This is a genomic window from Cupriavidus sp. GW823-FHT07B10, from assembly GCF_058794355.1.
Window position 1 is genome coordinate 57,985 of record NZ_JBXAGS010000024.1, and the last position, 23,875, is coordinate 81,859.

Below are 23,875 nucleotides of genomic sequence, written 5' to 3' on the forward strand. Positions count from 1 at the left end.
CCGAGAAAAATCAGTCCCCAGACGATGCAGCCTCCCCGCCGCAACCCCTGGTTTCTGAACAAGAAACCAATAAAAAGAAAACCAGAAAACTTCCACTCGGCACACAGGCCTGTCCGGTAGACCGCCCTGCCTGCGCGCCGTTGCATCGTCAGCGCGTCAATTTCCGCATTGATCAGAAATTGCCGACAAACCATTCCTTCATGCGGGTCCACACCTGCTTGACCGACCCGCTCTGCACCGCCACCTTGCGTCCGCGCATGCGTTGCACACGGCCTTCCAGCAGCAGGCCCATCACGGTCGCGTAGCGCGGGCTCTTCACCACCTCGTGCAGGTTGCCGCGGTACTCCGGCACACCCACGCGCACGGGCTTGAGGAAGATGTCCTCGCCCAGCTCGACCATGCCCGGCATCATCGCGGTACCACCGGTGATGACCACGCCGGACGACAACAGTTCTTCATAGCCCGACTCGCGCACCACCTGGTGCACCAGCGAGTACAGCTCTTCGATGCGCGGCTCGATCACCGCGGCCAGCGCCTGGCGGCTGAGCGTGCGCGTGCCACGGTCGCCCACGCCCGGCACTTCGATCATGTCGTCCGGGTCGGCGATCGCCTGCTTGGCGATGCCGTACTGGATCTTGATGTCCTCGGCATCTGGCGTCGGCGTGCGCAGCGCCATCGCGATGTCGTTGGTGATCTGGTCGCCGGCGATAGGGATCACGGCCGTATGGCGGATCGCGCCTTCGCTGAAGATGGCGATGTCGGTGGTGCCGCCGCCGATGTCGACCAGCACCACGCCCAGTTCCTTCTCGTCCTCGGTCAGCACCGCCAGGCTCGAAGCCAGCGGCTGCAGGATCAGGTCGTGCACTTCCAGGCCGCAGCGGCGCACGCACTTGACGATGTTCTGCGCGGCGCTGACCGCGCCGGTGACGATATGCACCTTCACTTCCAGGCGGATGCCGCTCATGCCGATGGGCTCGCGCACGTCCTCCTGGCCGTCGATGATGAATTCCTGCGTCAGGATGTGCAGGATCTGCTGGTCGGTCGGGATATTGACCGCCTTGGCGGTCTCGATCACGCGCGCCACATCGGTCTGCGTGACCTCCTTGTCCTTGATCGCCACCATGCCGCTGGAGTTGAAGCTGCGGATGTGGCTGCCGGCAATGCCGGTGAAGACCTCCGAAATCTTGCAGTCGGCCATCAGCTCGGCCTCTTCCAGCGCCTTCTGGATCGACTGCACGGTGGCCTCGATATTGACCACGACCCCTTTCTTCAGACCCTTGGACTCTGACTGGCCCATCCCGATCACCTCGTAGCTGCCGTCGGGGCGCAGTTCTGCGACCACCGCCGCCACCTTCGAGGTGCCGATATCGAGACCGACCAACAGGTCCTTGTATTCCTTGCTCATCGGGTTTTCTCCGCGTTCTTGCTCTTCAGTCGCGTCGGATTGTTGTTGGAAGTACCTGAAACCGCTGCTGCCGCCGGCGCCGGCTTGGCCGCCTTCGCTGCTTTCGCCGCCTTCTCCGCCCTGACCGCCGCTGCGATCTGCGCCTCGGTCAGGAAGCGGGCATTGGCGGCGCGGATGGCAAAGCCGTTGGGATAACGCAAGTCGGCATACTCGATCTGGCTGCCCCATTGCTGGGTGACCTGCGGCCAGGCCGCGACGAAGCGCCGGACCCGCTGGTCCATCGCCACGCGATCCTCATCGTTCTGCTCGCGGCCCAGTTCGACCTCCATGCCGTTGGACAGCTTCGCGCGCCACGCATAGCGGCCAGACAGGGCCACCGCCAGCGGCTCGGCCTTGAGCGGCTTGAACCACTGGCGCATGACCTCGAGCTTCTCGATCACATCGCCCTCGCTGTCCGGCGGCCCGTCCAGCGCCAGCAGCTGTGCGTCTTCTTCCGCCTCGGCGGTGTTGGCGACAAAGACCTCGCCATAGGTATTGATCAGGCGCCCGCTGTCGGGCGTGCCCCAGGTGCCCAGCGCCTCGTGTTCCTCGACCTCGACCGCCAGGCCGTTGGGCCATTCGCGCCGCACGCTGGCGCGCCGCACCCAGGGCACCGACTCGAATGCCTGCCGGGCCGCGTTCAGGTCCAGCGTGAAGAAATTGCCGGTCAGCTTGCCCAGCGCGCTGGCACGCACGCTGGGCGCGTTCACGTGGCGCAGGGCGCCGCCGTCCAGCGGGCCGATCTCCACATGGGTGATGGCGAACACCGGCCGCTGCGCCAGCCACAGCAGGCCTGCCGCGAGCGCCATCAGCACCACCAGCGCGTACAGCGCGGAGGCGATCAGGTTGAGCAGGCGTGCGTTATGCCACATGGTCCGGTACGGTCCTGTTCGGTTGCGTTATTCGGGTTTCCAATGCTCGTTGGGATGCAGGTCCAGCGTGGCCGCGGCCACCACCTGCATCACGAAGTCCTCGTAGCTGATGCCAACCGCGCGCGCCGCCATCGGCACCAGCGAATGGCCGGTCATGCCGGGCGAGGTATTCATCTCGAGCAGGAAAGGCTTGCCGTCGGCGCGCAGCATCAGGTCGGCACGCGCCCAGCCGCGGCAGCCCAGCACGCGGTAGGACTGCACCGCCAGCGCCCGGACCTCGCGTTCGACTTCGGGATCCAGGCCCGACGGGCACAAGTACTGGGTATCGTCAGTAAAGTACTTATTTTGATAGTCGTAGTTGGCTTCGGGCGCAACAATGCGGATCACCGGCAGCGCTTCGGCGCTGTCGCCCTCGCCCACGATCGGGCAGGTCAGTTCGGCGCCGTCGATAAAGGTCTCGGCAATGACGTCGTTGTCCAGCGCCGCGGCCTTCTCGAACGCCGCGCGCATCTGGTCGGCGGCAGTGACCTTGGTCAGGCCGATCGACGAGCCCTCGCGCGCCGGCTTGACGATCAGCGGCAGGCCCAGGTCGGCCGCCACGGCATCAAAATCAGTGTCCGCATGCAGCATGGCAAAGCGCGGCGTGGCCAGGCCATAGGTCATCCACAAGCGCTTGGTGGCCTGCTTGTCCATGGCCATGGCTGATGCCAGCACGCCGCTGCCGGTGTACGGCACGCCCAGCTGCTCGAGCAGGCCCTGGATGGTGCCATCCTCGCCATAGCGGCCATGCAGTGCGATAAAGACGCGGTCAAAGCCGGCAGCGGCCAGCTCGGCCACGCTCTGCAGGCCCGGGTCGAAGCCGTGCGCGTCCACGCCGCGCGACTGCAGCGCGGCCAGCACGCCGTTGCCAGACATCAGCGAGATCTCGCGTTCGGCCGAGCGTCCGCCCAGCAGCACGCCGACCTTGCCCAGCGACTTGGGATCGATATTGGGATGGGCGACGAAGCTCATGCCTGGCCTCCCTGCGTTGATTGCGTCGATTGCTGGTGCGACACCAGCTGCCCCGGCACGGCCCCGATCGAGCCCGCGCCCATCGTCACGACCACATCGCCCGGCCGGACGGCATCCAGGATGGCCTGCGGCATTTCTTCCATCTGCTCCACGAAAACAGGTTCGACCTTGCCGGCCACGCGCAGCGCGCGGGTCAGCGCACGGCCGTCGGCGGCCACGATCGGGGCTTCGCCGGCGGCGTAGACCTCGGACAGCAGCAGCGCATCGACGGTGCCCAGCACTTTGACGAAGTCCTCAAAGCAATCCCGCGTACGGGTAAAGCGGTGCGGCTGGAACGCCAGCACCAGGCGGCGCCCCGGGAACGCGCCGCGCGCGGCGGCCAGCGTGGCCGCCATCTCGACCGGGTGGTGGCCGTAGTCGTCCACCAGGGTGAAGGTGCCGGCGCCGTCGGGCGTGGCCACCTCGCCGTAGCGCTGGAAGCGCCGGCCCACGCCATGGAACTCGCGCAGTGCCTTGACGATGGCGGCATCGGGCACCTCCAGCTCGGTGGCAATGGCGATCGCCGCGAGCGCGTTCTGCACGTTGTGCAGGCCGGGCAGGTTCAGCACGATCTCGAGCGGCGGCTCGGTATGGCCGTTGAGCTGGCGCTGCACGGTGAAGTGCATCTGGCCGTCGACCGCGCGCGCGTCCACGGCGCGGATCTGGGCATCCTCGGCAAAGCCGTAGCGCACCACCGGCTTGGACACGAACGGCAGGATCTCGCGCACGTTGGGGTCGTCGACGCACAGCACCGCGATGCCGTAGAACGGCAGCCGCTGGGTGAATTCGATGAACGCCTGCTTGAGCCGGGCAAAGTCATGCCCGTAGGTGTCCATGTGGTCGGCATCGATATTGGTGATGACCTCGATGACCGGGAACAGGTTCAGGAACGATGCGTCCGACTCGTCGGCCTCGGCCACGATGAAGTCGCCCGTGCCCAGGCGCGCGTTGGCGCCGGCCGAGTTCAGGCGGCCGCCGATCACGAAGGTCGGGTCCAGCCCGCCTTCGGCCAGCACCGACGCCACCAGGCTGGTGGTGGTGGTCTTGCCGTGCGTGCCGGCGATGGCCACGCCCTGCTTCAGGCGCATCAGTTCGGCCAGCATCACTGCGCGCGGCACCACCGGGATGCGCTTGCTGCGGGCGGCCAGCACTTCGGGGTTGTCGCCGCTGACGGCGGTCGACACCACCACCGCGTTGGCGCCGGTCACGTTGGCCGCGTCATGCCCGTGCATGACCGTGGCGCCGAGCGATGCCAGGCGCCGCGTGGCGGCATTGTTGCCCACGTCCGAGCCCGAGACCTTGTATCCCAGGTTCAGCAGGACCTCGGCGATGCCGCTCATGCCGGCGCCGCCGATGCCCACGAAGTGGATGTTCTTGACGATATGCTTCATTCGATTGCTGCTTATATAGGCTTCAGTCCCTGGCCAGCTGACTGCAGATCTCGGCGACGCGCCGGGTTGCCTCAGGTTTGGCCAGTCCGCGCGCCAGGCGCGCCATGTCTTTCAGCTGCGGCCGGGTCAGGCTGGCGATGGTTTGCGCCAGCCCCTCGGCCGTCAGGTCTTTCTGCTGCACCAGCAGGGCCGCGCCCTGCTTCGACAAAAATTCCGCGTTGGTGGTCTGGTGGTCGTCCACCGCATGCGGGAACGGCACGAACATCGCCGCCACACCCGCGGCAGCCACTTCCGACACCGTCATCGCGCCAGCGCGGCAGATCACCAGGTCCGCATCGGCGTAAGCGCGCGCCATGTCGTCGATGAACGGCAGGGTCTGCGCGGGCACCTGCGCGGCCGCGTAGTTGGCGCGCAGCGTGTCGATCTGCTTCGCGCCCGCCTGATGCGTGACCACCGGGCGCTCGCCCCCGGGCAGCAGCGCGATGGCCTTGGGCACCACCTCGTTCAACGCCGCGGCGCCCAGGCTGCCGCCCACCACCAGGATCCGCAGCGGGCCGCTGCGCTGGTCATAGCGCGCTTCGGGCGCGTCCAGGTGCGCCAGTTCCTCGCGTACCGGGTTGCCGGTCCATTCGCCGCCGGGCAGCGTGTCCGGGAACGCGCACAGCACGCGGTCGGCCACCTTGGCCAGCACCTTGTTGGCCAGTCCGGCAATCGAGTTCTGCTCGTGCAGCACCAGCGGGCGCCCCAGCAGCGACGCCATCATGCCGGCCGGGAAGGTGATATAGCCGCCCATGCCCAGCACCACGCTCGGGCGCACCCGGCGCAGCGCGGCTATGCTCTGCCAGAACGCACGCAGCAGGTTCAGCGGCAGCAGGAACTTGGTCACCAGGCCTTTGCCGCGCAGCCCGCCGAACTGGATGAACTCCATCGGGATGTCGTGCTTGGGCACCAGCGTGGCTTCCATGCCGGTGCGGTTGCCCAGCCAGACCACTTTCCAGCCCTGCTCGCGCAGCGCGTGCGCGACCGCCAGCCCCGGGAACACATGCCCCCCGGTGCCGCCGGCCATCACGAGCAAGGTGCGCGGTCCGGTCATACCTTCCCTCCGCGCATCAATACTCGATTTTCATAATCAATGCGCAGCAGGATCGCCAGCGCCACGCAGTTCATCAAGATCCCCGAGCCGCCATAGCTCACCAGCGGCAGCGTCAGCCCCTTGGTCGGCAGCAGGCCCAGATTCACGCCCATATTGATAAAGGTCTGCCAGCCGATCCACACGCCGATGCCCTTGGCCACCAGGCCGGCAAAGGTGCGGTCCAGCTGCAGCGCGGTGCGGCCGATATTGAAGGCGCGCCGCACCAGCCAGTAGAACAGCACGATCACCACCAGCACGCCGACAAAGCCGAATTCCTCGCCGATCACCGCGAGGATGAAGTCGGTATGGGCCTCGGGCAGGTAGTGCAGCTTCTCGATGCTGCCGCCCAGCCCCACCCCGGTCCACTCGCCGCGGCCGAAAGCGATCAGCGAGTGCGTGAGCTGGTAGGCCTTGCCCAGCGCGTTGCTCTCTTCCCACGGGTTCAGGTAGGCGAAGATCCGCTCGCGCCGCCAGGGCGAAGCCGTGATCAGCAGCGCGAACGCGCCGATTGCCACGCCCACCAGCCCGGCAAACAGCTTGCCGTTGATGCCGCCCAGGAACAGGATGCCCATCGCCACCGCGGCGATTACCAGGAACGCGCCCATGTCGGGCTCGAGCAGCAGCAGCATGCCCACCACCACCACCGCCACGCCCATCGGCAAAAAGCCCTTGGACACGGTCTGCATCCACTCCTGCTTGCGCACGGTGTAGTTGGCCGCGTACAGCACCACCGCCAGCTTCATCAGCTCGGACGGCTGGAAGTTCATCACGCCCAGCGGAATCCAGCGCCGCGCGCCGTTCACGCCCTTCCCGACGAACGGCACCAGCACGATCACCAGCAGGATCAGCGCGAAGATAAAGAGCTTGGGCGCGTAGCGGTCCCACACCTTGACCGGGACCTGGAACGACGCCAGCCCGACCGACAGCCCGATCCCCAGCGCGAACGCATGGCGCATCAGGAAGTGGCTCTCGCGATAGTTGGCGTAGCGCGGCGAGTCCGGCAGCGCGATCGAGGCCGAATAGACCATCACCAGGCCGAGCGCGAGCAGCACGATCGACACCCACAGCATGGGCTGGTCGTACTCCATCATGCGCGAGCGGGTCGGCTTGACGCCCGACACGGCGTCGCGCAGGCCACCCCAGGCATTGCCGATGGTGGCGCCGATAAAGCCGCTGCGCTTGACCTGTGCTTCGCTCATGGCAGGATCCCCCGGGACAGCGCCAGTTCTTCCACCGCGCCGCGGAACACCTCGGCGCGATGCACGTAGTTGCGGAACATGTCGAGGCTGGCGCATGCCGGCGACAGCAGCACCACATCGCCGCTCTCGGCCAGTCCGGCAGCCTTGGTCACGGCCTCTTCCAGCGTGCCGGCGTCGACCAGGCTGGCACCGCTGCCCTGCAATGCATCGCGCAGTTCACCCGCGGCACGGCCGACCAGCACCACCGCGCGCGCGTACTGCGCCACCGGCGCGGCCAGCGGCGAGAAATCCTGGCCCTTGCCTTCGCCGCCGGCGATCAGCACCACGCGCTTGTCCAGCCCAGACAGCGCGGCCACGGTTGCGCCCACGTTGGTGCCCTTGCTGTCGTCGAAATACTCGACATCGTCGATGGTCGCAACCCACTCCACGCGGTGCGGCTCGCCGCGGTATTCGCGCAGGCCGTGCAGCAGTGCGTTCATCGGCAGGTCGATGGCGCGGCACAGCGCCAGCGCGGCCATCGCGTTGGTGGCGTTGTGCATGCCGCGGATATGCAGCGCGTCGGCCGGCATCAGGCGCTTGTGGCGCACCGGCACGGCTTCCCGGGCCACCTCGGCGGCCTTGCGGCGGCGCGGCTTGCCCTCCCCTTCCGCGTCCGGATCGGGTTCGGCCAGCACCAGCCAGGGCATGCCGCCCTCGCGCAGGATGCCGAAGCTGCCCGGCGTTTCCGGCAGGTCGGTGCCAAAGGTCAGCGGCGTGCTCCCGGGCCGCGCCATATCCATGGTCAGGCGGTCGTTGCGGTTGAGCACCTGCACGCACTCGCTGCCGGCCGGCCCGAAGATGCGCGCCTTGGACGCGGCATAGGCTTCCATCGAGCCATGCCAGTCCAGGTGGTCCTGGGTGACGTTGAGCACAGTCGCCGCGGCGGGCGCCAGCGTGTGCGTGGTTTCCAGCTGGAAGCTGGACAGCTCAAGCACCCACACCTCCGGCAGCGATGCCGAGGCGATGCAGGCCGACAGCTTGTCCAGCGCCGACGGGCTGATATTGCCCGCCACCGCCACGCTCTTGCCGGCGCGCTCCACCAGCCGGCCGGTCAGCGCGGTGGTGGTGGTCTTGCCGTTGGTGCCGGTGATCGCCAGGATCTTCGGCGCGTAGCCGGACTCGGCTTCCAGGTGGCGCAGCGCGCGCACGAACAGCTCGATCTCGCCCCACACGGGGATGCCGCGCGCCTGCGCCGCGGCCAGCAGCGCGCCAGTGGCGGCTTCCAGCGGCGACAGGCCCGGACTGATCGCCACCAGGCCGATGCCGTCGAGCAGGCTGTCGGCGAACGGGCCGCCGACGAATTCGGCCGAAGTCAGCTCGGCCTGCAGGAAGACAAGGTTGGCGGGCGCCTCGCGCGTGTCAGCCACGCGCACCGCGCAGCCGTTCAGGCCACACCAGCGCGCCATGGCCAGGCCCGACTCACCAAGGCCCAGTACCAGCACATGAGGTTTTTGCAGCTCGCCAAACACTTCGATTTCCTGCCTTTGTTTTCCTGTATCTATATAGAAAGCGCCGTCAGTCCCTGACCCGCGCAACCATTAACGCAACTTCAGCGTCGACAACCCGATCAGCACCAGCAGCATGGTGATGATCCAGAAGCGCACCGTGACCTGGGTTTCCTTCCAACCGCCCAGCTCGAAATGGTGGTGCAGCGGCGCCATCCGGAACAGCCGCCTGCCTTCGCCATAGCGGCGCTTGGTGATCTTGAACCACGTCACCTGCGCCATCACCGACAGTGTTTCCACCACGAAGATGCCGCCCATCACGAACAGCACGATCTCCTGGCGCACGATCACCGCCACCGTGCCGAGCGCGCCGCCCAGCGCCAGCGCGCCGACGTCGCCCATGAACACCTGCGCCGGGTGCGCATTGAACCAGAGGAAGGCCAGCCCCGCGCCGGCCAATGCCGAGCAGAAGATCAGCAGTTCGCCCGCGCCCGGGATATGCGGGAACAGCAGGTACTTGCTGTAGACCGAGTTGCCCATTACGTACGCAAACACGCCCAGCCCGCCGCCAACCAGCACCACCGGCATGATCACCAGGCCGTCCAGGCCGTCGGTCAGGTTGACGGCGTTGCTCGAGCCCACGATCACCAGGTAGGTCAGCACGATGAAGCCGGCCACGCCCAGCGGGTAGCTGATCTCCTTGAAGAAGGGCACGATCAGGTTGGACTTGTACGGCATGTCCAACGACAGCCCGCCCTCGACCCAGTTCAGGAACAGCTCCCACACCCGCACGTTGCTGCTTTCCGATACCGAAAACGCCAGGTAGACCGCGGCCACCAGGCCGATCAGCGTCTGCCAGAAAAATTTCTCGCGGCTCGACATGCCGCGCGGGTCGCGATACACCACCTTGCGGTAGTCGTCGACCCAGCCGATCGCGCCGTAGCCGAAGGTGACCAGCATCACCACCCAGATAAAACGGTTGCCCCAGTCGCACCACAGCAGCGTCGACACCGCGATCGAGACCAGCACCAGCACGCCGCCCATGGTCGGCGTGCCGGCCTTGACCAAGTGGGTCTGCGGGCCGATGGTGCGCACCGCCTGGCCGACCTTCAGCTCGGTCAGCTTGCGGATCACCCACGGACCGAACGCCAGCCCGATCAGAAGCGCGGTGAGGTTGGCCATCACCGCGCGGAAAGTCAGATAGTTGACGACCCGGAGGAAGCTGTAGTCGTTTTGCAGCCACTGGGCCAGAGCCAATAACATCGTGTTGTCTTATTTAATGTGCGGAAGTGTCTGCGACCAGCGCCGCGACCATCCGTTCCATGCGCATGAAGCGCGATCCCTTCACCAGCACGGCGCCCACTTGCGCCACCATGCCCCTGCTGTCTTCCTCCAGCGCCTTTGCCAGGGCTTCCGCGGTGCCGAAATGCCGGCCACCCGCGCCGAATGCCTGCACCGCATGCACGGCCAGTTCACCGGTCGCCCACAGCGTGCCAATGCCGCGTGCCTTGGCGTAGGCACCGATTTCTTGGTGGAATGCGGGGCCCTGGTCGCCCACTTCGCCCATGTCGCCCAGCACCAGCACACGCGGCGCGGCAAAGCCGGCCAGCACGTCGATGGCGGCGCGCATGGAGTCGGGGTTGGCGTTGTATGTGTCGTCGATGACTACCGTCCCACCCGGCGTGTACTTGACCTGCAGCCGGCCCTTGACCGCCTGGAACCCGGCCAGGCCCCGCTGGATCGCCGGCACGTGCACCCCCGCGGCCAGCGCGCAGGCGATGGCCGCCAGCGCGTTGCGCACGTTGTGCTCACCCAGCAGCGCCAGGCGCACGTCGAAGGCATGGCCAGGCGCGCGTACCTGCATCACCTGTGCGCCGTCGACCAGCGTCACGGTGGCGTGCACATCGGCGCGCTGCGAGGTGCCGAACGACAGCGCACGGCGCGCGCCCGCGGCATTGCGCCACACCGGCGCGTAGGCGCCGCCGCTTTCCGCGTCGAGCGGGTACACCGCCACGCCGTTGGCAGGCAGCGCCGCAATCGCGGCAGCGTGCTCGTGGGCGACGGCTTCCACGCTGACCATGAACTCCTGGTGCTCGCGCTGCGCGTTGGTGATCACCGCCACGGTGGGCTGGGCGATGCCGGCCAGGTAGACCGTCTCGCCCGGATGGTTCATGCCGAGCTCCAGCACCGCCAGCTTGTGCGTGGCGCGCAGGCGCAGCACCGTCAGCGGCAGGCCGATATCGTTGTTCAGGTTGCCGCCGGTGGCCAGGCGCTGCTCCTCGCCTACCGCCGCGGCGAAGATGGCCGCGATCATTTCCTTGACCGTGGTCTTGCCGTTGCTGCCGGTCACCGCCACCGCCGGCAGCGTGAACTGGCGGCGCCAGCCGGCGCCGAGCTCGCCCAGCGCAATGCGCGTGTCCGGCGCGACGATGGCCGGCACGCCGGCATCGACCTCGCGGCTGACCAGCACGGCGGCAGCGCCGCGCGCCACCACGTCGGCGATAAAGTCATGCGCGTCGAAGCGCTCGCCCTTGAGAGCGACGAACAGGTCGCCGGGCTCGACGCTGCGGCTGTCGCTATGCACGCGCGAAAACTCCACGGCGCCGTCGCCGCAAACGCGCGCGCCGGCGATCCAGCCGGCGGCTTGCTGCAAGTTGGTCATTGGGGTCTGGCTCATGCCGATACTCCACGGGTGGCAAGCGCCAGTCGTACATGTTCGCGATCGGAGAACGGGCGCTTGCGCCCCTGGATCTCCTGGGTGGCCTCATGGCCCTTGCCCGCCACCAGCACCACGTCGGCCGGTGCCGCGTGCCTGACGGCATAGAGGATGGCGGCGGCGCGGTCTTCGATCTGGCGCGCGCGCGCGCGCACGGCCATGCCGTCGGCAATGGCGTCCAGGATGTCCTGCGGGTCTTCGCTGCGCGGGTTGTCGCTGGTCAGGATGACCTCGTCGGCCTCGCGCTCGGCCACCGCGCCCATCAGCGGGCGCTTGATCGGGTCGCGGTCGCCACCGCAGCCGAACACGCACCACAGGCGGCCGTTGCGCGCCTGCGCCACCGGGCGCAGCGCGGCCAGCGTCTGCGCCAGCGCGTCCGGGGTATGGGCGTAGTCGACCACGGCCAGCGGCGCATCCGGGCCGCCGGCGGCACCGAACAACTCCATGCGCCCTTCGACCGGCGTCAGCGCGCGCAGCGCGGCGATGGCCGCGTCCCACGCCACGCCGTTGGCCAGCGCCGCACCCAGCACCGCCAGCAGGTTGCTGACGTTGAAGACGCCGATCATCGGTGTGGCCATCTCGGCGCTGCCGAAGCTGCCGTCGATATGGAAGGCGGTGCCGGTGGGCGTGGCGCGCACGTTGGTGGCGCGCAGCCACTCGCCGCGCGGGCGGCGCACCGTGGCCGCGCCGGGGCCGTCGATGCCGTATTCGATCACGTGCGGCGCGCCAATGGCGGCGGCGTCCGCCGCCAGCAGGCGCTGGCCCATGGCGTCGTCGCGGTTGACCACCGCGGTGCGCAGGCCGTCCCAGCGGAACAGGCTCTCCTTGGCGGCCTCGTACTCGGCCATCGAGCCGTGGTAGTCGAGGTGGTCCTGGGTCAGGTTGGTCAGCACCGCCACAGAGAAATGCGTGCCGGCCACGCGCTCCTGCTCCAGGCCGTGCGAGGACACCTCCATCGCCACCGCGCGCGCGCCGGCGTCGTGCAGGGACGCCAGGCTGGCCTGCAGCTGCACCGCGTCAGGCGTGGTGAAGCCGGTAGCCTGCAGCGCGCCCGGGAAGCCAGTGCCCAGCGTGCCGATGGTCGCGCAGGGCGTGCCGGCGGCCTGTAGCACCCGTGCCAGCCACTGGCTGCACGAGGTCTTGCCGTTGGTGCCGGTGATGCCGGTCACGGCCAGGCCGCGCACCGGGTTGCCATGCCAGCCGGCGGCGATCGGGCCGGCCAGCTGGTGCAGGCGGCTCACCGCGAGATGCGGCACGACGTCGCTGAAGGGCCAGTCGAAGCCGTCGGCCTCATAGACGATGGCCCCCGCGCCGGCGGCAATCGCCTGGGCGATATAGAGCCGGCCGTCGGTGGCCAGGCGCGCGTTGCCGAGCACGTAGGCGAAGAACACATCGCCACGCGCCAGGCGCCGGGTATCTCCGGTCAGCTGCGCGGCGGCGGCCACGTTGGTACGCAGCCAGGCCAGCGCATTGCTGGCCTGCGCGGTGACCTCGAGCGGGAGCAGTGGCTTGGCCGTCATTGGGTCGAACTCCACGGTTCGCTCTCCTGCACCTTGTCGCTGACCACCAGCTGGCGGATCGGCGAGTCGGGCTGCACATTCAGTGCGCGCAGCGTGCCGCCGGTGATGGCCGCGAACGCCGGGCCGGCCACCAGGCCGCCGTAGTGGCTGCCCGCGGTGGGTTCGTCCACGCTGACGGCCACGATGATGCGCGGATTCGACATCGGCGCCAGGCCGATGAACGAGGCGCGGTACTTGCTGCGGTTGTAGCCGCGGCCTTCATGCTTGTAGGCGGTGCCGGTCTTGCCGCCGACGCGGTAGCCCATCACCTGCGCCTCGGGCGCGGTGCCGCCGGGCGCGGTCACGGTTTCCATCATGGCGCGCACGTCGCGGGCCACCTGGGGCGACAGGATACGCTCGCCGGTGGCGGGGCCGCTGGTGCGGAACATCGACACCGGGATCAGCTCGCCGTCATGCGCGAAGATGGTGTAGGCATGCGCCATCTGGAACAGCGACACCGACAGGCCGTAGCCGTATGACATGGTGGCCTGCTCGATCGGGCGCCAGCTCTTGAACGGGCGCACGCGGCCGGCCACGGCGCCGGGGAAGCCGATCTTGGGCGCCTGGCCCAGCCCGATGCTGGTGTACATGTCCCACATCTCCTGCGGCTTCATCATCATCGCGATCTTGGTCGTGCCGATGTTGCTCGACTTCTGGATCACGCCGCTCACCGTCAGCGCCCCGTAGTTGTGGGTATCGCTGATGGTGGCGCCTTCGAAGTTGTACTTGCCGGTAGTGGTGATCACCGTGGACGGCGTCACGCGCTTGAGCTGCAGCGCCAGGCCGACCGTGATCGGCTTCATCATCGAGCCGGGCTCGAAGGTGTCGGTCAGCACACGGTTGCGCAGCTGCTCGCCGGACAGCCGGGTACGGTCGTTGGGGTTGTAGGTGGGCCAGTTGGCCAGCGCCAGCACTTCGCCGGTCTGGGCGTCGAGCACCACCGCGCTGGCGGCCTTGGCCTTGTGCTTTTCGACCACGGCCTTGAGCTCGTTGTAGGCCAGGTACTGGATCTTGGCGTCGATCGACAGCTGGATGTCCTCGCCGTCGCGCGGGGTCTTCAGCACGCCGACGTCCTCGACCACGCGGCCCAGGCGGTCCTTGATCACCTGGCGCGCGCCGGCCCGGCCGGCCAGGCCGGGCTCGCGCGCCAGCTCCACGCCTTCCTGGCCGCGGTCTTCCACGTTGGTGAAGCCGACGATGTGGGCCATCGCCTCGCCTTCCGGGTAGAAGCGCTTGTATTCGCGGGTCTGGTGGATGCCCTCGATCTTCAGCGCGGCGATCTTGTCGGCGACGTCAGGCAGCACCTGGCGCTTCAGGTAGACGAAGCCCTTGTCCTCGGACAGCTTCTTGCCAAGGTCTTTCTCGGACATGCCGAGCAACTTCGCCAGCTGGCGGATCTTGGCGGCCTCGACCTGGTTGGGCACGTCCTCGGGCACCGCCCAGACGGCCTTGACCGGCAGGCTGGTGGCCAGCACCAGGCCGTTGCGGTCCAGGATCTTGCCGCGCGTGGCCGGCAGCTCCAGCGTGCGCTGGAAGCGCTTCTTGCCCTCGGCCTCGTAGAACTGGTTGCCGGGGCCCTGGATCCAGGCCGCGCGCAGGGCCAGCGCGCCGAAGGCGGCGAACATCAGGAACACCACCAGCTTGGAGCGCCACATCGGCAGGCGCAGGCCCAGCACCGGGCTGGCCGAGAACTGCCCGCTGCGCGGGCGCGAGGCGGTGCCGTTGCGGTCACGGCGGGGCGGGTTGGGACGGGCCATGCTCATCGGCGCGCCTCCTCGGCACTGGCCGACGCCGCCTCGGCAGGCGGCGGCAGCACGATGCCGGACAGATACTGGGTCTTGCCGGGGTTGACCGGCGCCATCTTCAGCTGCGCGCGCGCCGCGTCGGCAATGCGCGCGCTCTTGCCCAGCGCGCTCTGCTGGTACTGCAGGCGCGACCAGTCGATATCGAGCTGCTTCTCTTCAGCCTGGGCCCGCTCCAGCGCGACGAACAGCGTGCGCGCCTGGTGCTGCGCGCTCACCAGCGACAGCGCGCACAGGATCAGCGCGGCCAGCAGGAAGAAGGTCAGGCGGTTCATGCGCGTGCGCCTCCGCCGGCAGTGGTCGCGGCAGGGGCCAGCTTCTCGGCCACGCGCATCACGGCCGAGCGCGCGCGCGGGTTGGCGGCCACCTCTTCAGGGCCCGGCTTGTAGCGGCCGAGCAGGCGCAGCGTCGGTTGCGGCAGGTCGGCCGCGCGCAGCGGCGCGCGCCGCAGCGCCGGGTCGGCATCCTGCTGGGGACGGGCGTGCGCCGCCATGAACCGCTTGACGATGCGGTCCTCCAGCGAGTGGAAGCTGATCACCACCAGGCGCCCTCCGACCTGCAGCAGTTCATACGCCGCCTTCAGCCCTCTTTCGAGGTCCTCAAGCTCTTGATTGACGTGAATCCGTAGAGCCTGAAAGGTGCGGGTCGCAGGGTCCTGACCCTTCTCGCGTGTCTTGACGGCTTTCGCCACGAGCGCGGCAAGGTCGGCAGTAGTGGCGATGGGTCCGCCATCGCCGGGTTCGCTCCGGCGAGCAACAATCGCCTTTGCAATCTGTACAGCAAACCGTTCTTCCCCATAGTCTCGTATCACCCTGGCAATGTCCTGCTCATCCGCCTGCGCCAGCCACTGCGCGGCAGTGATGCCGCGCGTGGTGTCCATGCGCATGTCCAGCGGGCCCTCGAAACGAAAGGAAAACCCCCTCGCCGCCTCGTCGATCTGGGGCGAGCTGATCCCCAGGTCGAGCAGCACGCCGGCGACGTGGCCGCGCCCCGACAGGCGCTCGGCCATGGCCGCAAAGCTCGCGTGCTCAATGGAGAAGCGGGCATCCTTGATGGTGCCCGCTTCTGCGATTGCTGCTGGGTCCTTGTCGAACGCAACCAGGGCCCCGTCTGGCCCCAGCCGGGCCAGCACCGCCCGGCTGTGCCCTCCCCTGCCGAAGGTGCCGTCGACGTAGACCCCGTCGGGCCGCCAGACCAAGGCTTCGACGGCCTCGTCCAGCAGCACGGTGCGATGGCGCAGGGCGGGGGTTGCCGGCGTTCCGGTTGGACTCATGACCTCGTCAGAAAGAGAAATTCTTCAATGCTTCGGGCATGCCCTGCGCCATCGCCTGCTGTTCCTTGGCGGCGTAGGTCGCGGCATCCCACACTTCGAAATGGCTGCCCATGCCGAGCAGCATGACTTCTTTGTCGAGCATGGCGGCACTGCGCAGCTCCGGGGCGATCAGCACCCGGCCCGCGCCGTCCATTTCCACGTCGGCGGCGTTGCCCAGGAAGATGCGCTTCCACCAGTGCGCATCCATCGGCAGCGCTGCAATGCGCGTGCGGAAGGTTTCCCACTCGGGCCGGGGAAACAGCAACAGGCAGCCATCCGGGTGCTTGGTCAGCGTCACCCGGCCCTCGGCCTGCTGTTGCAGCGCCTCGCGGTGCCGGGACGGAATGGACATCCGTCCCTTGGCATCCAGCGAGAGTGCCGATGCTCCCTGAAACAAGCTTGCTCCCGGTCCATGCCGGCCGGTTGTCGGCCAGCATGCGCGTGAATCCCTTCTGTTCCGACTATGGCGACATCATCCCACGGTCGGGGCCCAATTTCACACAAAAATACACTTCCTCACACTATTTCCCACTTTAGAGGAAGCGATATGGCGGGTCAAGGCTGGTTGCAGGGCAGCAAACGAGTTTTTTTGAATAAGAACAATGACTTAGCGCGCACACCTCACGCACCGAAAAAGTGAATCCTTAATGAAATGAAGATCTTAGGGAGGAAAGCCGAGAAACCACCTGAGAACCACTTGCGGAGGAACTGCCGGCGGCACGGGAAAGACCTGCCCGTCGCGCGAAGGAAGGATACAACAATTGCCCGCCAGCCCCGCCGGAATCAGGGCCGGCGGGGGGCAGGCAGGGCCGGCTCAGATCCGGTAGGCGGCGGTGGTCATCACGCGCGAGGCGCCGCGCATCAGCGCCCGCACCGGGGCAGGTAACGGGATCCCGCCGGCATCGCGCGCGGCGTTGCCGTGGCGGATCTCGTCGTCGCGCATCTGCTCGAGGATGGCACGCGAGCGGCCGTCGGCCTCGGGCAGGCGGTCCAGGTGCCCGCCCAGGTGGTGCTCGACCTGGCGCTCGGTCTCGGCGACGAAGCCCAGGCTGACGCGGTCGCCGGCGCGGCCGGCCATCCAGCCGATGGCGAAGGCGCCGGCGTACCACAGCGGGTTGAGCAGGCTCGGGCGCGAGCCCAGCTCGCGCAGGCGCTCGGCGCACCAGGCCAGGTGGTCTTCCTCTTCGCGCGCGGCGGCATCCATCTGCGCGCGCACCGCGCCGTCGCGCGCGGTGAGCTTCTGGGCCTGGTACAGGGCCTGCGCGCAGACCTCGCCGACATGGTTGATGCGCATCAGCCCGGCCACGTGGCGGCGTTCATCGGCGCTCATCTGTTCGGTGTCCGGCGCCAGCCGGTCAGCCGGGTTGGCGCGCGCGGTGCGCGTGGCGCCGGCAATGGCGCGCAATGCCACGTCGAATTCTTTGATCAGGGTGTCCATGTCGCAGAGGCAGTTGGTCTTCGTTCCCGGCAGTCCCTGCGATCGTGGGGTGCGCAGCTGCGGCTGCGGTACGCACAGGGGGCCATCGGGATTACCCGCATTGTAGCTTGCCTCTAATCGGCGCCAACCCGCATCCCGCCTTGCATTGATGCGCCCGGCTACTCAGAAACCCTGAGTTGTTAAAAGAAGACAAGGGGGATTGGCCTGAGTAGTGAATTAAGGGTTGTTTGTTACAGTACTTCGCAACTTCCCAGGAAGTTTGACGCACGGGGGATGGAGACCAACAGGAGGTTCTCCCGGGCCGTCACCAATAATTCTTACAGTGGAGATCAACGAGCATGAAGAAATCGCTTCTGGCGCTGGCAGCGCTTGGCGCATTTGCTGGGGCGGCGCAGGCCCAATCGAGCGTCACGCTCTACGGTGTGGTGGATGCCAACATCGAGTACGTGAGCAATATGTCGAGCGTCACGCCGTCGGCGGCCAACGGATTTGCGACCGGCCCGTCGGAGAACCTCTTCCGCATGTCGTCCGGCGGCCTGTCCGGTTCGCGTTGGGGCCTGCGTGGCGTGGAAGACCTGGGCAGCGGCCTGAAGGCACTGTTCGTGATGGAAAGCGGTTTCGGCCTGGACGACGGGCGCTCGCAGCAAGGCGGCCGCCTGTTCGGTCGTCAGGCTTATGTCGGCCTGGAAAGCGCCCAGGTGGGCCGCGTGACCTTCGGTCGCCAGTACACCTCGCTGTTTGACATGATGGCCAATTTTTCGCCGACCGGCTATGCCACCCAGTACGAGCCGGTGGTCGCTCAACTGGGCCTGAACTTCCGTTCGGACAACACCGCCAAGTACACCGGCAAGTTCGGCCCGGTGACCGCGGTCGCGCACTGGTCGTTCGGTAACGGCGTTGCCGGCGGTGGCGAAGTCGCCGGCCAGTTCCGCCGCGACACCGGCTACGGTGCCGGCGTGTCGTGGTCAGCCGGCCCGTTCGGCATCAGCGGCGCCTATGACCAGTACAACCCGACCCTGAACGCCGCCGGCGGCACCGGCGAATTCAAGAAAGCCGCGGTCGCTGCCAGCTATGCCTTCGGTCCGGCCAAGCTGATGGCTGGCTATCGCTGGGGCATGAGCAAGCATGTGAACGACAATACGATCCTGAAGGACAACTACTACTGGGTCGGTGCCAACTACCAGGTCACGCCGGCACTGGGCCTGACGCTCGCGTACTACTACGACGACGTCAAGAACTTCAACCCGGCCGCCGCCACCGTCAACACCACCAACAACATCAAGAACCCCTGGCAGATTTCGTTCGTGGCCGACTACAACCTGTCCAAGCGCACCGACGTGTACCTGACCACGGCCTTCTCGAAGAACGCCGGCCTGAACTTCGACACCTCGGCGATCAGCTTCGCCAATGGTTACTTCCTGGGTACCGGCGAAGACAAGATGATTGGCGCCGCCATCGGCATCCGCCACAAGTTCTGATCGCCAGTCGCAAGGCTGAGCTTGAAAGGCACCTTCGGGTGCCTTTTTTCATTGGCGCGGCGCTGCAGCCCCATAGGGCATCACCTCATCGGCGCCACTGCGGGCGCCGACTAGAATGCACTGACCATAGCCCCCCAGGTACCGAGAGCGGGCCACACCAGGAGACCACCCATGCAACCCACTCGCCGGCGCGTCGTTGCGCTGCTGCTGTCCGCCAGCCTTGCCGCGCTCGCCAGCCAGTCGGCGCTGGCCGCAGACCCGTACCCGGCCAAGCCGATCCGGCTGGTGGTGCCCTTTGCCGCCGGCGGCACCACCGACATCCTGGCCCGCGCCGTGGCCGCAGAGCTGGCCAGGCTGCCGGGCTGGAACGTGGTGGTCGACAACAAACCCGGTGCCGGCGGCAATATCGGCGCGGACATCGTCGCCAAGGCCGCTCCGGACGGCTACACGCTGCTGATGGGCACCGTGGGCACCCATGGCATCAACCAGTCGCTGTACGGCAAGCTGCCGTTCGATCCGATCAAGGACTTCGCCCCGATCACCGAGGTGGCGGCCGTGCCCAACGTGCTGGTGCTGAACCCGGTGTTTGCGCAGCAGAACAAGATCGACAGCGTCAAGGACCTGATCACTTACGCGCGCGCCAATCCCGGCAAGATCAACATGGCCTCCAGTGGCAACGGCACCTCGATCCACCTGGCCGGGGAGTTGTTCAAGACGCAGACCCGGACCTTCATGGTCCACTTCCCGTACAAGGGCAGCGGGCCGGCGCTGACGGACCTGGCCGGGGGCACCATGCAGGTGATGTTCGACAACCTGCCGTCGTCGATGGCGCTGATCAAGAGCGGCAAGCTCAAGGCGCTGGCGGTGACCAGCGCCAGGCCCTCGCCGGCGCTGCCGGGCGTGCCAACCATTGCCCAGGCTGCGGGCCTGCCTCAGTATGAAGCCAGCTCCTGGTTCGGCATGCTGGCGCCGGCCGGCACGCCGCCGGACGTCATCCACCGCATCCAGCAGGAAGTGGCCAAGGCGCTGAACGCCCCGGCCGTGCGCGAACGCCTGCAGGCGCAGGGCGCCGAGCCTGTCGGCAACACGCCGGAGCAGTTCGCCGCGTTCATCCGCGCCGAGACCGCCAAGTGGGCCAAGGTGGTCAAGGATTCCGGCGCCAAGGTGGATTGACGCCGATTTGATCGCCGGCAGGGCGGCGGCGCGTATCGCGCATATACTTGAGGCATCAAATGTCGGCTGCCCGCCCCGTGGGCGGCCCCTGGCGGCCGCGGCCGCACACCTGCGCACCGATGCACTGAAGATGCCAAACCCATCCCCTGCCGCCGGCGCCGACAGCGCGCCGGTCGACCTTGAAACCCGTGCCGACCAGACCGAGCACGAAGCCCTGCGGCTGTGGTTGCGGCTGTTGACCTGCACCACCCTGATCGAGGGCGATATCCGTTCGCGGCTGCGCCAGGATTTTGCCTGCACGCTGCCGCGCTTCGACCTGATGGCACAGCTCGACCGCCATCCGGAAGGCCTGAAGATGGGCGAGCTGTCGCGCCGCATGATGGTGACCGGCGGCAACGTCACCGGCATCACCGACCAGCTGCAGCAGGAAGGCCTGGTCTCACGCGAGGCCCTGCCCACTGACCGCCGTGCCTACCTGATCCGCCTGACCCCGGCCGGGCGCGCCGCGTTCTCGCGCATGGCGCGCGCGCATGAGGACTGGATCGGGCAACTGTTCTCGGGCCTGGCCGAGACCGACCGGCGCGCCCTGTTCCGACTGCTTGGCCGGCTCAAGACCGGCCTGATCTCGCCATGAAGACCCGGCCCTATCTTGTCCTGTGCGGCCTGCTGCCGGTGCTGGCTGCCTGCAGCAGCACGCCGCAGCCGCCGCAGGTCACGCCGGTGAACGCCACCATCAAGCTTGGCCGCGTCACCGAGAAGACGTTCCTGACCCGCCTGGACGTGGCCCAGGTGCCCCCGTACTACGGCGGCGGCACCAGCGTCGGCGTGGGTGCCGCGGGTGGCGGCGGGGGTGGCGGCGTGGGCGTGGGCTTTGCCTTCGACCTGAGCCGGCTGTTCAACAAGCCCGCGCCGGTGCAGCAGGTGGACCTGTTCCAGTACAAGGTGCGAACCATGGACGGCACGATCGTGTCGGCCAACGCGCCGGCGGCGCCGGGGCTGGAGCCAGGCGCGTGCGTGCGGGTGATCTACCCCGACGGCAGCCAGGAAGCCCGCCTGGCGCCATCGAACGAGTGCTGAGCCGCCGCGGCGCAGCCTGAAAGCACAACGGCCTCCACTCGGGAGGCCGTTGTCGTTGGCAGCGGCTGCCGCTCAGGCGGCCTTGCGGCTGTCGCGCAGTTCGCGGCGCAGGATCTTGCCGACGTTGGTCTTGGGCAGTTCGGTGCGGAACTCGACGTACTTGGGCCGCTTGTAGCCGGTCAGGCGCTCCTTGCAGAACTCGATCACATCGGCCTCGGTCAGCCCCGGATCCTTCTTCACCACGAACAGCTTGACGACCTCGCCCGAGTGCGTGTCGGGCACGCCCACGGCCGCCACTTCCAGCACGCCCGGGCACTCGGCCACCACGCCTTCGACCTCGTTCGGATACACGTTGAAGCCCGACACCAGGATCATGTCCTTCTTGCGGTCGACGATCTTGGTGTAGCCACGCTCGTCCATCACGCCGATGTCGCCGGTCTTGAAGAAGCCGTCCGGGGTCATGACCTTGGCGGTCTCGTCCGGGCGGTTCCAGTAGCCGGCCATCACCTGCGGGCCGCGGATGCAGATTTCGCCCGGCTGGCCGAGCGGCACGTCCTTGCCGTCATCGTCGCGGATCACCACTTCGGTCGACGGCAGCGGCATGCCGATGGTGCCGGAGAATGCGTCGGTGTCGGTCGGGTTGCAGGTGGCCGAGGGCGAAGTCTCGGACAGGCCGTAGCCTTCGATGATCGGGCAGCCGGTCTTGGCCAGCCACTGCTTGGCCACCGCCTCCTGCACCGCCATGCCGCCGCCGTTGGCCACGCGCAGGCCGGAGAAATCGACCTTGCTGATTTCCGGATTGTTGATCAGTGCGTTGTACAGCGTGTTGACGGCCGGGAACATGTTGAACTTGTACTTCTGCAGTTCCTTGATGAAGCCCGGGATGTCGCGCGGATTCGGGATCAGCACGCTGGTGCCGCCGCTGCGCATGCCCAGCAGGCAGCAGACCGTCAGCGCGAAGATGTGGTACAGCGGCAGCGCGGTGATGGTGATGGGCTGGTCGATGTGTGCGCCCTTGTTCAGCGCCGGCTGCATCCACGCCTCGGACTGCAGCACGTTGGCCACCACGTTACGGTGCAGCAGCACCGCACCCTTGGAGATGCCGGTAGTGCCGCCCGTGTACTGCAGGAAGGCGATGTCATCCGGCCCCGTGGTGGCCGGCTGCAGCGTCAGCTTGCGGCCTTCGGCCAGCACGCTGTTGAAGCGCACGCAGGTGGGCAGCTCCCATGCCGGCACCATCTTCTTGACGTTGCGCACCACGAAATTGACGATCGCTCCCTTCAGCCCGCCCAGCATGTCACCCATGCTGGCCACCACCACGTGCTTGACCGGGGTCTTGGCCAGCACCTGCTGCAGCGTGGAGGCAAAGTTCTCCAGGATCACGATGGCCTCGGCGCCGCTGTCCTTGAGCTGGTGCTCGAGCTCGCGCGGGGTGTAGAGCGGGTTGACGTTGACCACCACGAAGCCCGCGCGCAGCACCGCCGCCAGCACCACCGGGTACTGCAGCACGTTCGGCATCATGATCGCCACGCGTGCGCCGGGACGCAGCCCGCGCGACTGCAGCCAGGCGGCAAAGTGCGTCGAGAGCTGGTCCAGTTCGCCGTAGGTGATGGCCTTGTCCATGCAGATGAAGGCCTTGCGGTCGGCATAGGTGCGGAAAGATGCCTCGAGCAGCGCGGCAAGCGAGCGGAACTGGCTGGCATCGATCTCGGCGGGAACGCCGGCCGGGTAGTGTTTCAGCCAAATTCTTTCCATAGCACCGTCTCCTGATTTCTGAATGGTCGTTCGATTTTGCCGAGATGCTAAACGTGCTCCCCGGTTAAAACAACAACTTAGACGAAGTCCTCGGGGCCACCGGACAGGCCTTGGTGCCCCTGACGGGCATTATGCGCCACCGATCGGGCGCAAGTAGGGGGATAACCCCTAGTGAGGCAAATCCGCACTCAGCCGCCGCTGGGCAGCGCCAGTTTCATCATGCTGGCGGCAAGCTCCTGCGCCAGCGTCTCCGGGTCCATGCGGCCGGGTTCATGCCAGGTGTAGAGGAACCCCACCACGCTGCCGATCGCATGGGCCGTCACGCGTGCGTCGCCGAAGGCGAACACGCCATCGCGCTTGCCCTCTTCCAGCAGCGCATAGAGGTCGCGATAGAAGTCTCGCGCCATGCTGTCGAGCCACGCCACGGTGTCGGGGCGCAGGTACTGGTTGTCGCGAAAGCTCAGCGTGGCCGGCACATGGCAGGCGACGCAGCGCCGCGCCATCTCGAGCAGGCAGGCCTGCAGGCGCTCGCGCACCGGCAGCGCGGGGTCCGCGGTCTCGCGGATCACGGGCAGGCAGGTCTGGGCCGACTCGCGGCACAGGATGTCGAAGATCTCGTACTTGTCAGTAAAGTAGTAGTAGACCGCCGGCTTGGTCACGCCCAGCGCGCGGCACAGGTCGTTCATGGTCATGCCGGGATAGCCCTTGCTGTAGAAGAGCTGCGCGGCGGTATCGAGAATCTGGCGGCGGCGGGCCTCCTGGCGCTCGGCGATATGCGGGCGGGCCGGCTGCGGCTCTGGCGGTGTGCTCAACGGCGGGTTCAGCGGTGCGGATCTGGGTGCAATCGACATGATGCAATTCTCGCATGGCGGGCTCGCTACGCCAGTCCGGTCGAGCCCTTGCTTGACGCCACGGCCTGCGGCGCCAAAGGGGAAAGGAAAAACGGCCAATTGACGCCAATACCCGATCACCCCAGAATCTTACCCAACGGTA

21 protein-coding genes are annotated in these 23,875 nt (G+C 67.4%); 4 read left to right on the forward strand and 17 right to left on the reverse strand.

The features are described from left to right. Positions 1 to 172: 172 nt before the first annotated feature. From ftsA to coq7, 15 genes are all read right to left on the reverse strand, one after another. Entirely contained in the window at positions 173 to 1,405 is a 1,233-nt protein-coding gene (gene ftsA / locus AC1Q6V_RS31385) for a cell division protein FtsA (RefSeq protein ID WP_010814765.1), read from the reverse strand. After that, the gene (locus AC1Q6V_RS31390; RefSeq protein ID WP_010814766.1) at positions 1,402 to 2,316 is read right to left on the reverse strand and encodes a cell division protein FtsQ/DivIB; all 915 of its coding nucleotides are present in this window, start codon (positions 2,314 to 2,316) and stop codon (positions 1,402 to 1,404) included. The genes ftsA and AC1Q6V_RS31390 overlap by 4 nt, the downstream gene beginning before the upstream one ends. A 27-nt stretch (positions 2,317 to 2,343) precedes the next feature. Beyond that, positions 2,344 to 3,327, reverse strand: a complete 984-nt coding sequence (locus AC1Q6V_RS31395; RefSeq protein WP_011616088.1) for a D-alanine--D-alanine ligase — start codon at positions 3,325 to 3,327, stop codon at positions 2,344 to 2,346. Next, complete coding sequence (murC, locus tag AC1Q6V_RS31400; RefSeq protein WP_010814768.1) at positions 3,324 to 4,757, reverse strand: UDP-N-acetylmuramate--L-alanine ligase; 1,434 nt, start codon at positions 4,755 to 4,757, stop codon at positions 3,324 to 3,326. The genes AC1Q6V_RS31395 and murC overlap by 4 nt, the downstream gene beginning before the upstream one ends. A gap of 22 nt (positions 4,758 to 4,779) precedes the next feature. Next, positions 4,780 to 5,850, reverse strand: a complete 1,071-nt coding sequence (gene murG / locus AC1Q6V_RS31405) for an undecaprenyldiphospho-muramoylpentapeptide beta-N-acetylglucosaminyltransferase (protein WP_010814769.1) — start codon at positions 5,848 to 5,850, stop codon at positions 4,780 to 4,782. Beyond that, complete coding sequence (gene ftsW / locus AC1Q6V_RS31410; protein ID WP_010814770.1) at positions 5,847 to 7,088, reverse strand: putative lipid II flippase FtsW; 1,242 nt, start codon at positions 7,086 to 7,088, stop codon at positions 5,847 to 5,849. The genes murG and ftsW overlap by 4 nt, the downstream gene beginning before the upstream one ends. Continuing rightward, positions 7,085 to 8,596, reverse strand: a complete 1,512-nt coding sequence (gene murD / locus AC1Q6V_RS31415) for a UDP-N-acetylmuramoyl-L-alanine--D-glutamate ligase (RefSeq protein ID WP_454750448.1) — start codon at positions 8,594 to 8,596, stop codon at positions 7,085 to 7,087. Before murD ends, ftsW begins: the two co-directional genes overlap by 4 nt. 69 nt (positions 8,597 to 8,665) lie before the next feature. Beyond that, positions 8,666 to 9,835 carry a phospho-N-acetylmuramoyl-pentapeptide-transferase gene (gene mraY, locus AC1Q6V_RS31420; protein WP_010814772.1) on the reverse strand — a complete coding sequence of 390 codons (1,170 nt, stop codon included), beginning with the start codon at positions 9,833 to 9,835 and terminating at the stop codon, positions 8,666 to 8,668. A gap of 13 nt (positions 9,836 to 9,848) precedes the next feature. Continuing rightward, positions 9,849 to 11,249, reverse strand: coding sequence for a UDP-N-acetylmuramoyl-tripeptide--D-alanyl-D-alanine ligase (locus tag AC1Q6V_RS31425; RefSeq protein ID WP_037025057.1), 1,401 nt, complete (start codon positions 11,247 to 11,249; stop codon positions 9,849 to 9,851). Then, positions 11,246 to 12,808, reverse strand: a complete 1,563-nt coding sequence (locus tag AC1Q6V_RS31430; RefSeq protein WP_058698450.1) for a UDP-N-acetylmuramoyl-L-alanyl-D-glutamate--2,6-diaminopimelate ligase — start codon at positions 12,806 to 12,808, stop codon at positions 11,246 to 11,248. Before AC1Q6V_RS31430 ends, AC1Q6V_RS31425 begins: the two co-directional genes overlap by 4 nt. Then, positions 12,805 to 14,610: a peptidoglycan D,D-transpeptidase FtsI family protein gene (locus tag AC1Q6V_RS31435; RefSeq protein WP_010814775.1), complete on the reverse strand. Its 1,806-nt coding sequence runs from the start codon at positions 14,608 to 14,610 to the stop codon at positions 12,805 to 12,807. Before AC1Q6V_RS31435 ends, AC1Q6V_RS31430 begins: the two co-directional genes overlap by 4 nt. Further along, a complete protein-coding gene (gene ftsL, locus AC1Q6V_RS31440) occupies positions 14,607 to 14,924 on the reverse strand; it encodes a cell division protein FtsL (RefSeq protein WP_010814776.1) in 318 nt (105 codons plus the stop codon). Before ftsL ends, AC1Q6V_RS31435 begins: the two co-directional genes overlap by 4 nt. Continuing rightward, entirely contained in the window at positions 14,921 to 15,922 is a 1,002-nt protein-coding gene (gene rsmH, locus AC1Q6V_RS31445) for a 16S rRNA (cytosine(1402)-N(4))-methyltransferase RsmH (RefSeq protein ID WP_454750447.1), read from the reverse strand. The genes ftsL and rsmH overlap by 4 nt, the downstream gene beginning before the upstream one ends. Positions 15,923 to 15,929: 7 nt before the next feature. Continuing rightward, positions 15,930 to 16,358, reverse strand: coding sequence for a division/cell wall cluster transcriptional repressor MraZ (gene mraZ / locus AC1Q6V_RS31450; RefSeq protein WP_010814778.1), 429 nt, complete (start codon positions 16,356 to 16,358; stop codon positions 15,930 to 15,932). Positions 16,359 to 16,775: 417 nt separating this feature from the next. After that, a complete protein-coding gene (gene coq7, locus AC1Q6V_RS31455) occupies positions 16,776 to 17,399 on the reverse strand; it encodes a 2-polyprenyl-3-methyl-6-methoxy-1,4-benzoquinone monooxygenase (RefSeq protein ID WP_010814779.1) in 624 nt (207 codons plus the stop codon). A 338-nt stretch (positions 17,400 to 17,737) separates the two neighbouring features. Here coq7 and AC1Q6V_RS31460 point away from each other — a divergent pair, with 338 nt between their 5' ends. From AC1Q6V_RS31460 to AC1Q6V_RS31475, 4 genes are all read left to right on the forward strand, one after another. Further along, complete coding sequence (locus AC1Q6V_RS31460) at positions 17,738 to 18,877, forward strand: porin (RefSeq protein ID WP_010814780.1); 1,140 nt, start codon at positions 17,738 to 17,740, stop codon at positions 18,875 to 18,877. A gap of 171 nt (positions 18,878 to 19,048) precedes the next feature. After that, positions 19,049 to 20,050, forward strand: coding sequence for a tripartite tricarboxylate transporter substrate binding protein (locus tag AC1Q6V_RS31465; RefSeq protein WP_010814781.1), 1,002 nt, complete (start codon positions 19,049 to 19,051; stop codon positions 20,048 to 20,050). Between the two features lie 130 nt (positions 20,051 to 20,180). Continuing rightward, positions 20,181 to 20,684 (forward strand): MarR family winged helix-turn-helix transcriptional regulator, encoded by a 504-nt coding sequence (locus AC1Q6V_RS31470; protein WP_010814782.1) that lies wholly within the window; start codon positions 20,181 to 20,183, stop codon positions 20,682 to 20,684. Continuing rightward, entirely contained in the window at positions 20,681 to 21,127 is a 447-nt protein-coding gene (locus AC1Q6V_RS31475; protein ID WP_010814783.1) for a hypothetical protein, read from the forward strand. Before AC1Q6V_RS31470 ends, AC1Q6V_RS31475 begins: the two co-directional genes overlap by 4 nt. Positions 21,128 to 21,199: 72 nt before the next feature. Here AC1Q6V_RS31475 and AC1Q6V_RS31480 read toward each other — a convergent pair whose 3' ends face one another. Then, a complete protein-coding gene (locus AC1Q6V_RS31480) occupies positions 21,200 to 22,882 on the reverse strand; it encodes a long-chain fatty acid--CoA ligase (RefSeq protein ID WP_010814784.1) in 1,683 nt (560 codons plus the stop codon). A 188-nt stretch (positions 22,883 to 23,070) separates the two neighbouring features. Then, on the reverse strand, positions 23,071 to 23,733 hold the full coding sequence (locus AC1Q6V_RS31485) for a TetR/AcrR family transcriptional regulator (protein ID WP_010814785.1): 663 nt from the start codon (positions 23,731 to 23,733) through the stop codon (positions 23,071 to 23,073). Between the last annotated feature and the right edge of the window lie 142 nt (positions 23,734 to 23,875).

Bases quoted from the DNA above. Each gene is read 5' to 3' on its own strand.
- ftsA (WP_010814765.1), bottom strand. From the start codon at position 1,405: ATGAGCAAGGAATACAAGGACCTGTTGGTCGGTCTCGATATCGGCACC.
- AC1Q6V_RS31390 (WP_010814766.1), bottom strand. From the start codon at position 2,316: ATGTGGCATAACGCACGCCTGCTCAACCTGATCGCCTCCGCGCTGTAC.
- AC1Q6V_RS31395 (WP_011616088.1), bottom strand. From the start codon at position 3,327: ATGAGCTTCGTCGCCCATCCCAATATCGATCCCAAGTCGCTGGGCAAG.
- murC (WP_010814768.1), bottom strand. From the start codon at position 4,757: ATGAAGCATATCGTCAAGAACATCCACTTCGTGGGCATCGGCGGCGCC.
- murG (WP_010814769.1), bottom strand. From the start codon at position 5,850: ATGACCGGACCGCGCACCTTGCTCGTGATGGCCGGCGGCACCGGGGGG.
- ftsW (WP_010814770.1), bottom strand. From the start codon at position 7,088: ATGAGCGAAGCACAGGTCAAGCGCAGCGGCTTTATCGGCGCCACCATC.
- mraY (WP_010814772.1), bottom strand. From the start codon at position 9,835: ATGTTATTGGCTCTGGCCCAGTGGCTGCAAAACGACTACAGCTTCCTC.
- AC1Q6V_RS31425 (WP_037025057.1), bottom strand. From the start codon at position 11,249: ATGAGCCAGACCCCAATGACCAACTTGCAGCAAGCCGCCGGCTGGATC.
- AC1Q6V_RS31430 (WP_058698450.1), bottom strand. From the start codon at position 12,808: ATGACGGCCAAGCCACTGCTCCCGCTCGAGGTCACCGCGCAGGCCAGC.
- AC1Q6V_RS31435 (WP_010814775.1), bottom strand. From the start codon at position 14,610: ATGAGCATGGCCCGTCCCAACCCGCCCCGCCGTGACCGCAACGGCACC.
- ftsL (WP_010814776.1), bottom strand. From the start codon at position 14,924: ATGAACCGCCTGACCTTCTTCCTGCTGGCCGCGCTGATCCTGTGCGCG.
- rsmH (WP_454750447.1), bottom strand. From the start codon at position 15,922: ATGAGTCCAACCGGAACGCCGGCAACCCCCGCCCTGCGCCATCGCACC.
- coq7 (WP_010814779.1), bottom strand. From the start codon at position 17,399: ATGGACACCCTGATCAAAGAATTCGACGTGGCATTGCGCGCCATTGCC.
- AC1Q6V_RS31460 (WP_010814780.1), top strand. From the start codon at position 17,738: ATGAAGAAATCGCTTCTGGCGCTGGCAGCGCTTGGCGCATTTGCTGGG.
- AC1Q6V_RS31465 (WP_010814781.1), top strand. From the start codon at position 19,049: ATGCAACCCACTCGCCGGCGCGTCGTTGCGCTGCTGCTGTCCGCCAGC.
- AC1Q6V_RS31470 (WP_010814782.1), top strand. From the start codon at position 20,181: ATGCCAAACCCATCCCCTGCCGCCGGCGCCGACAGCGCGCCGGTCGAC.
- AC1Q6V_RS31475 (WP_010814783.1), top strand. From the start codon at position 20,681: ATGAAGACCCGGCCCTATCTTGTCCTGTGCGGCCTGCTGCCGGTGCTG.
- AC1Q6V_RS31480 (WP_010814784.1), bottom strand. From the start codon at position 22,882: ATGGAAAGAATTTGGCTGAAACACTACCCGGCCGGCGTTCCCGCCGAG.
- AC1Q6V_RS31485 (WP_010814785.1), bottom strand. From the start codon at position 23,733: ATGTCGATTGCACCCAGATCCGCACCGCTGAACCCGCCGTTGAGCACA.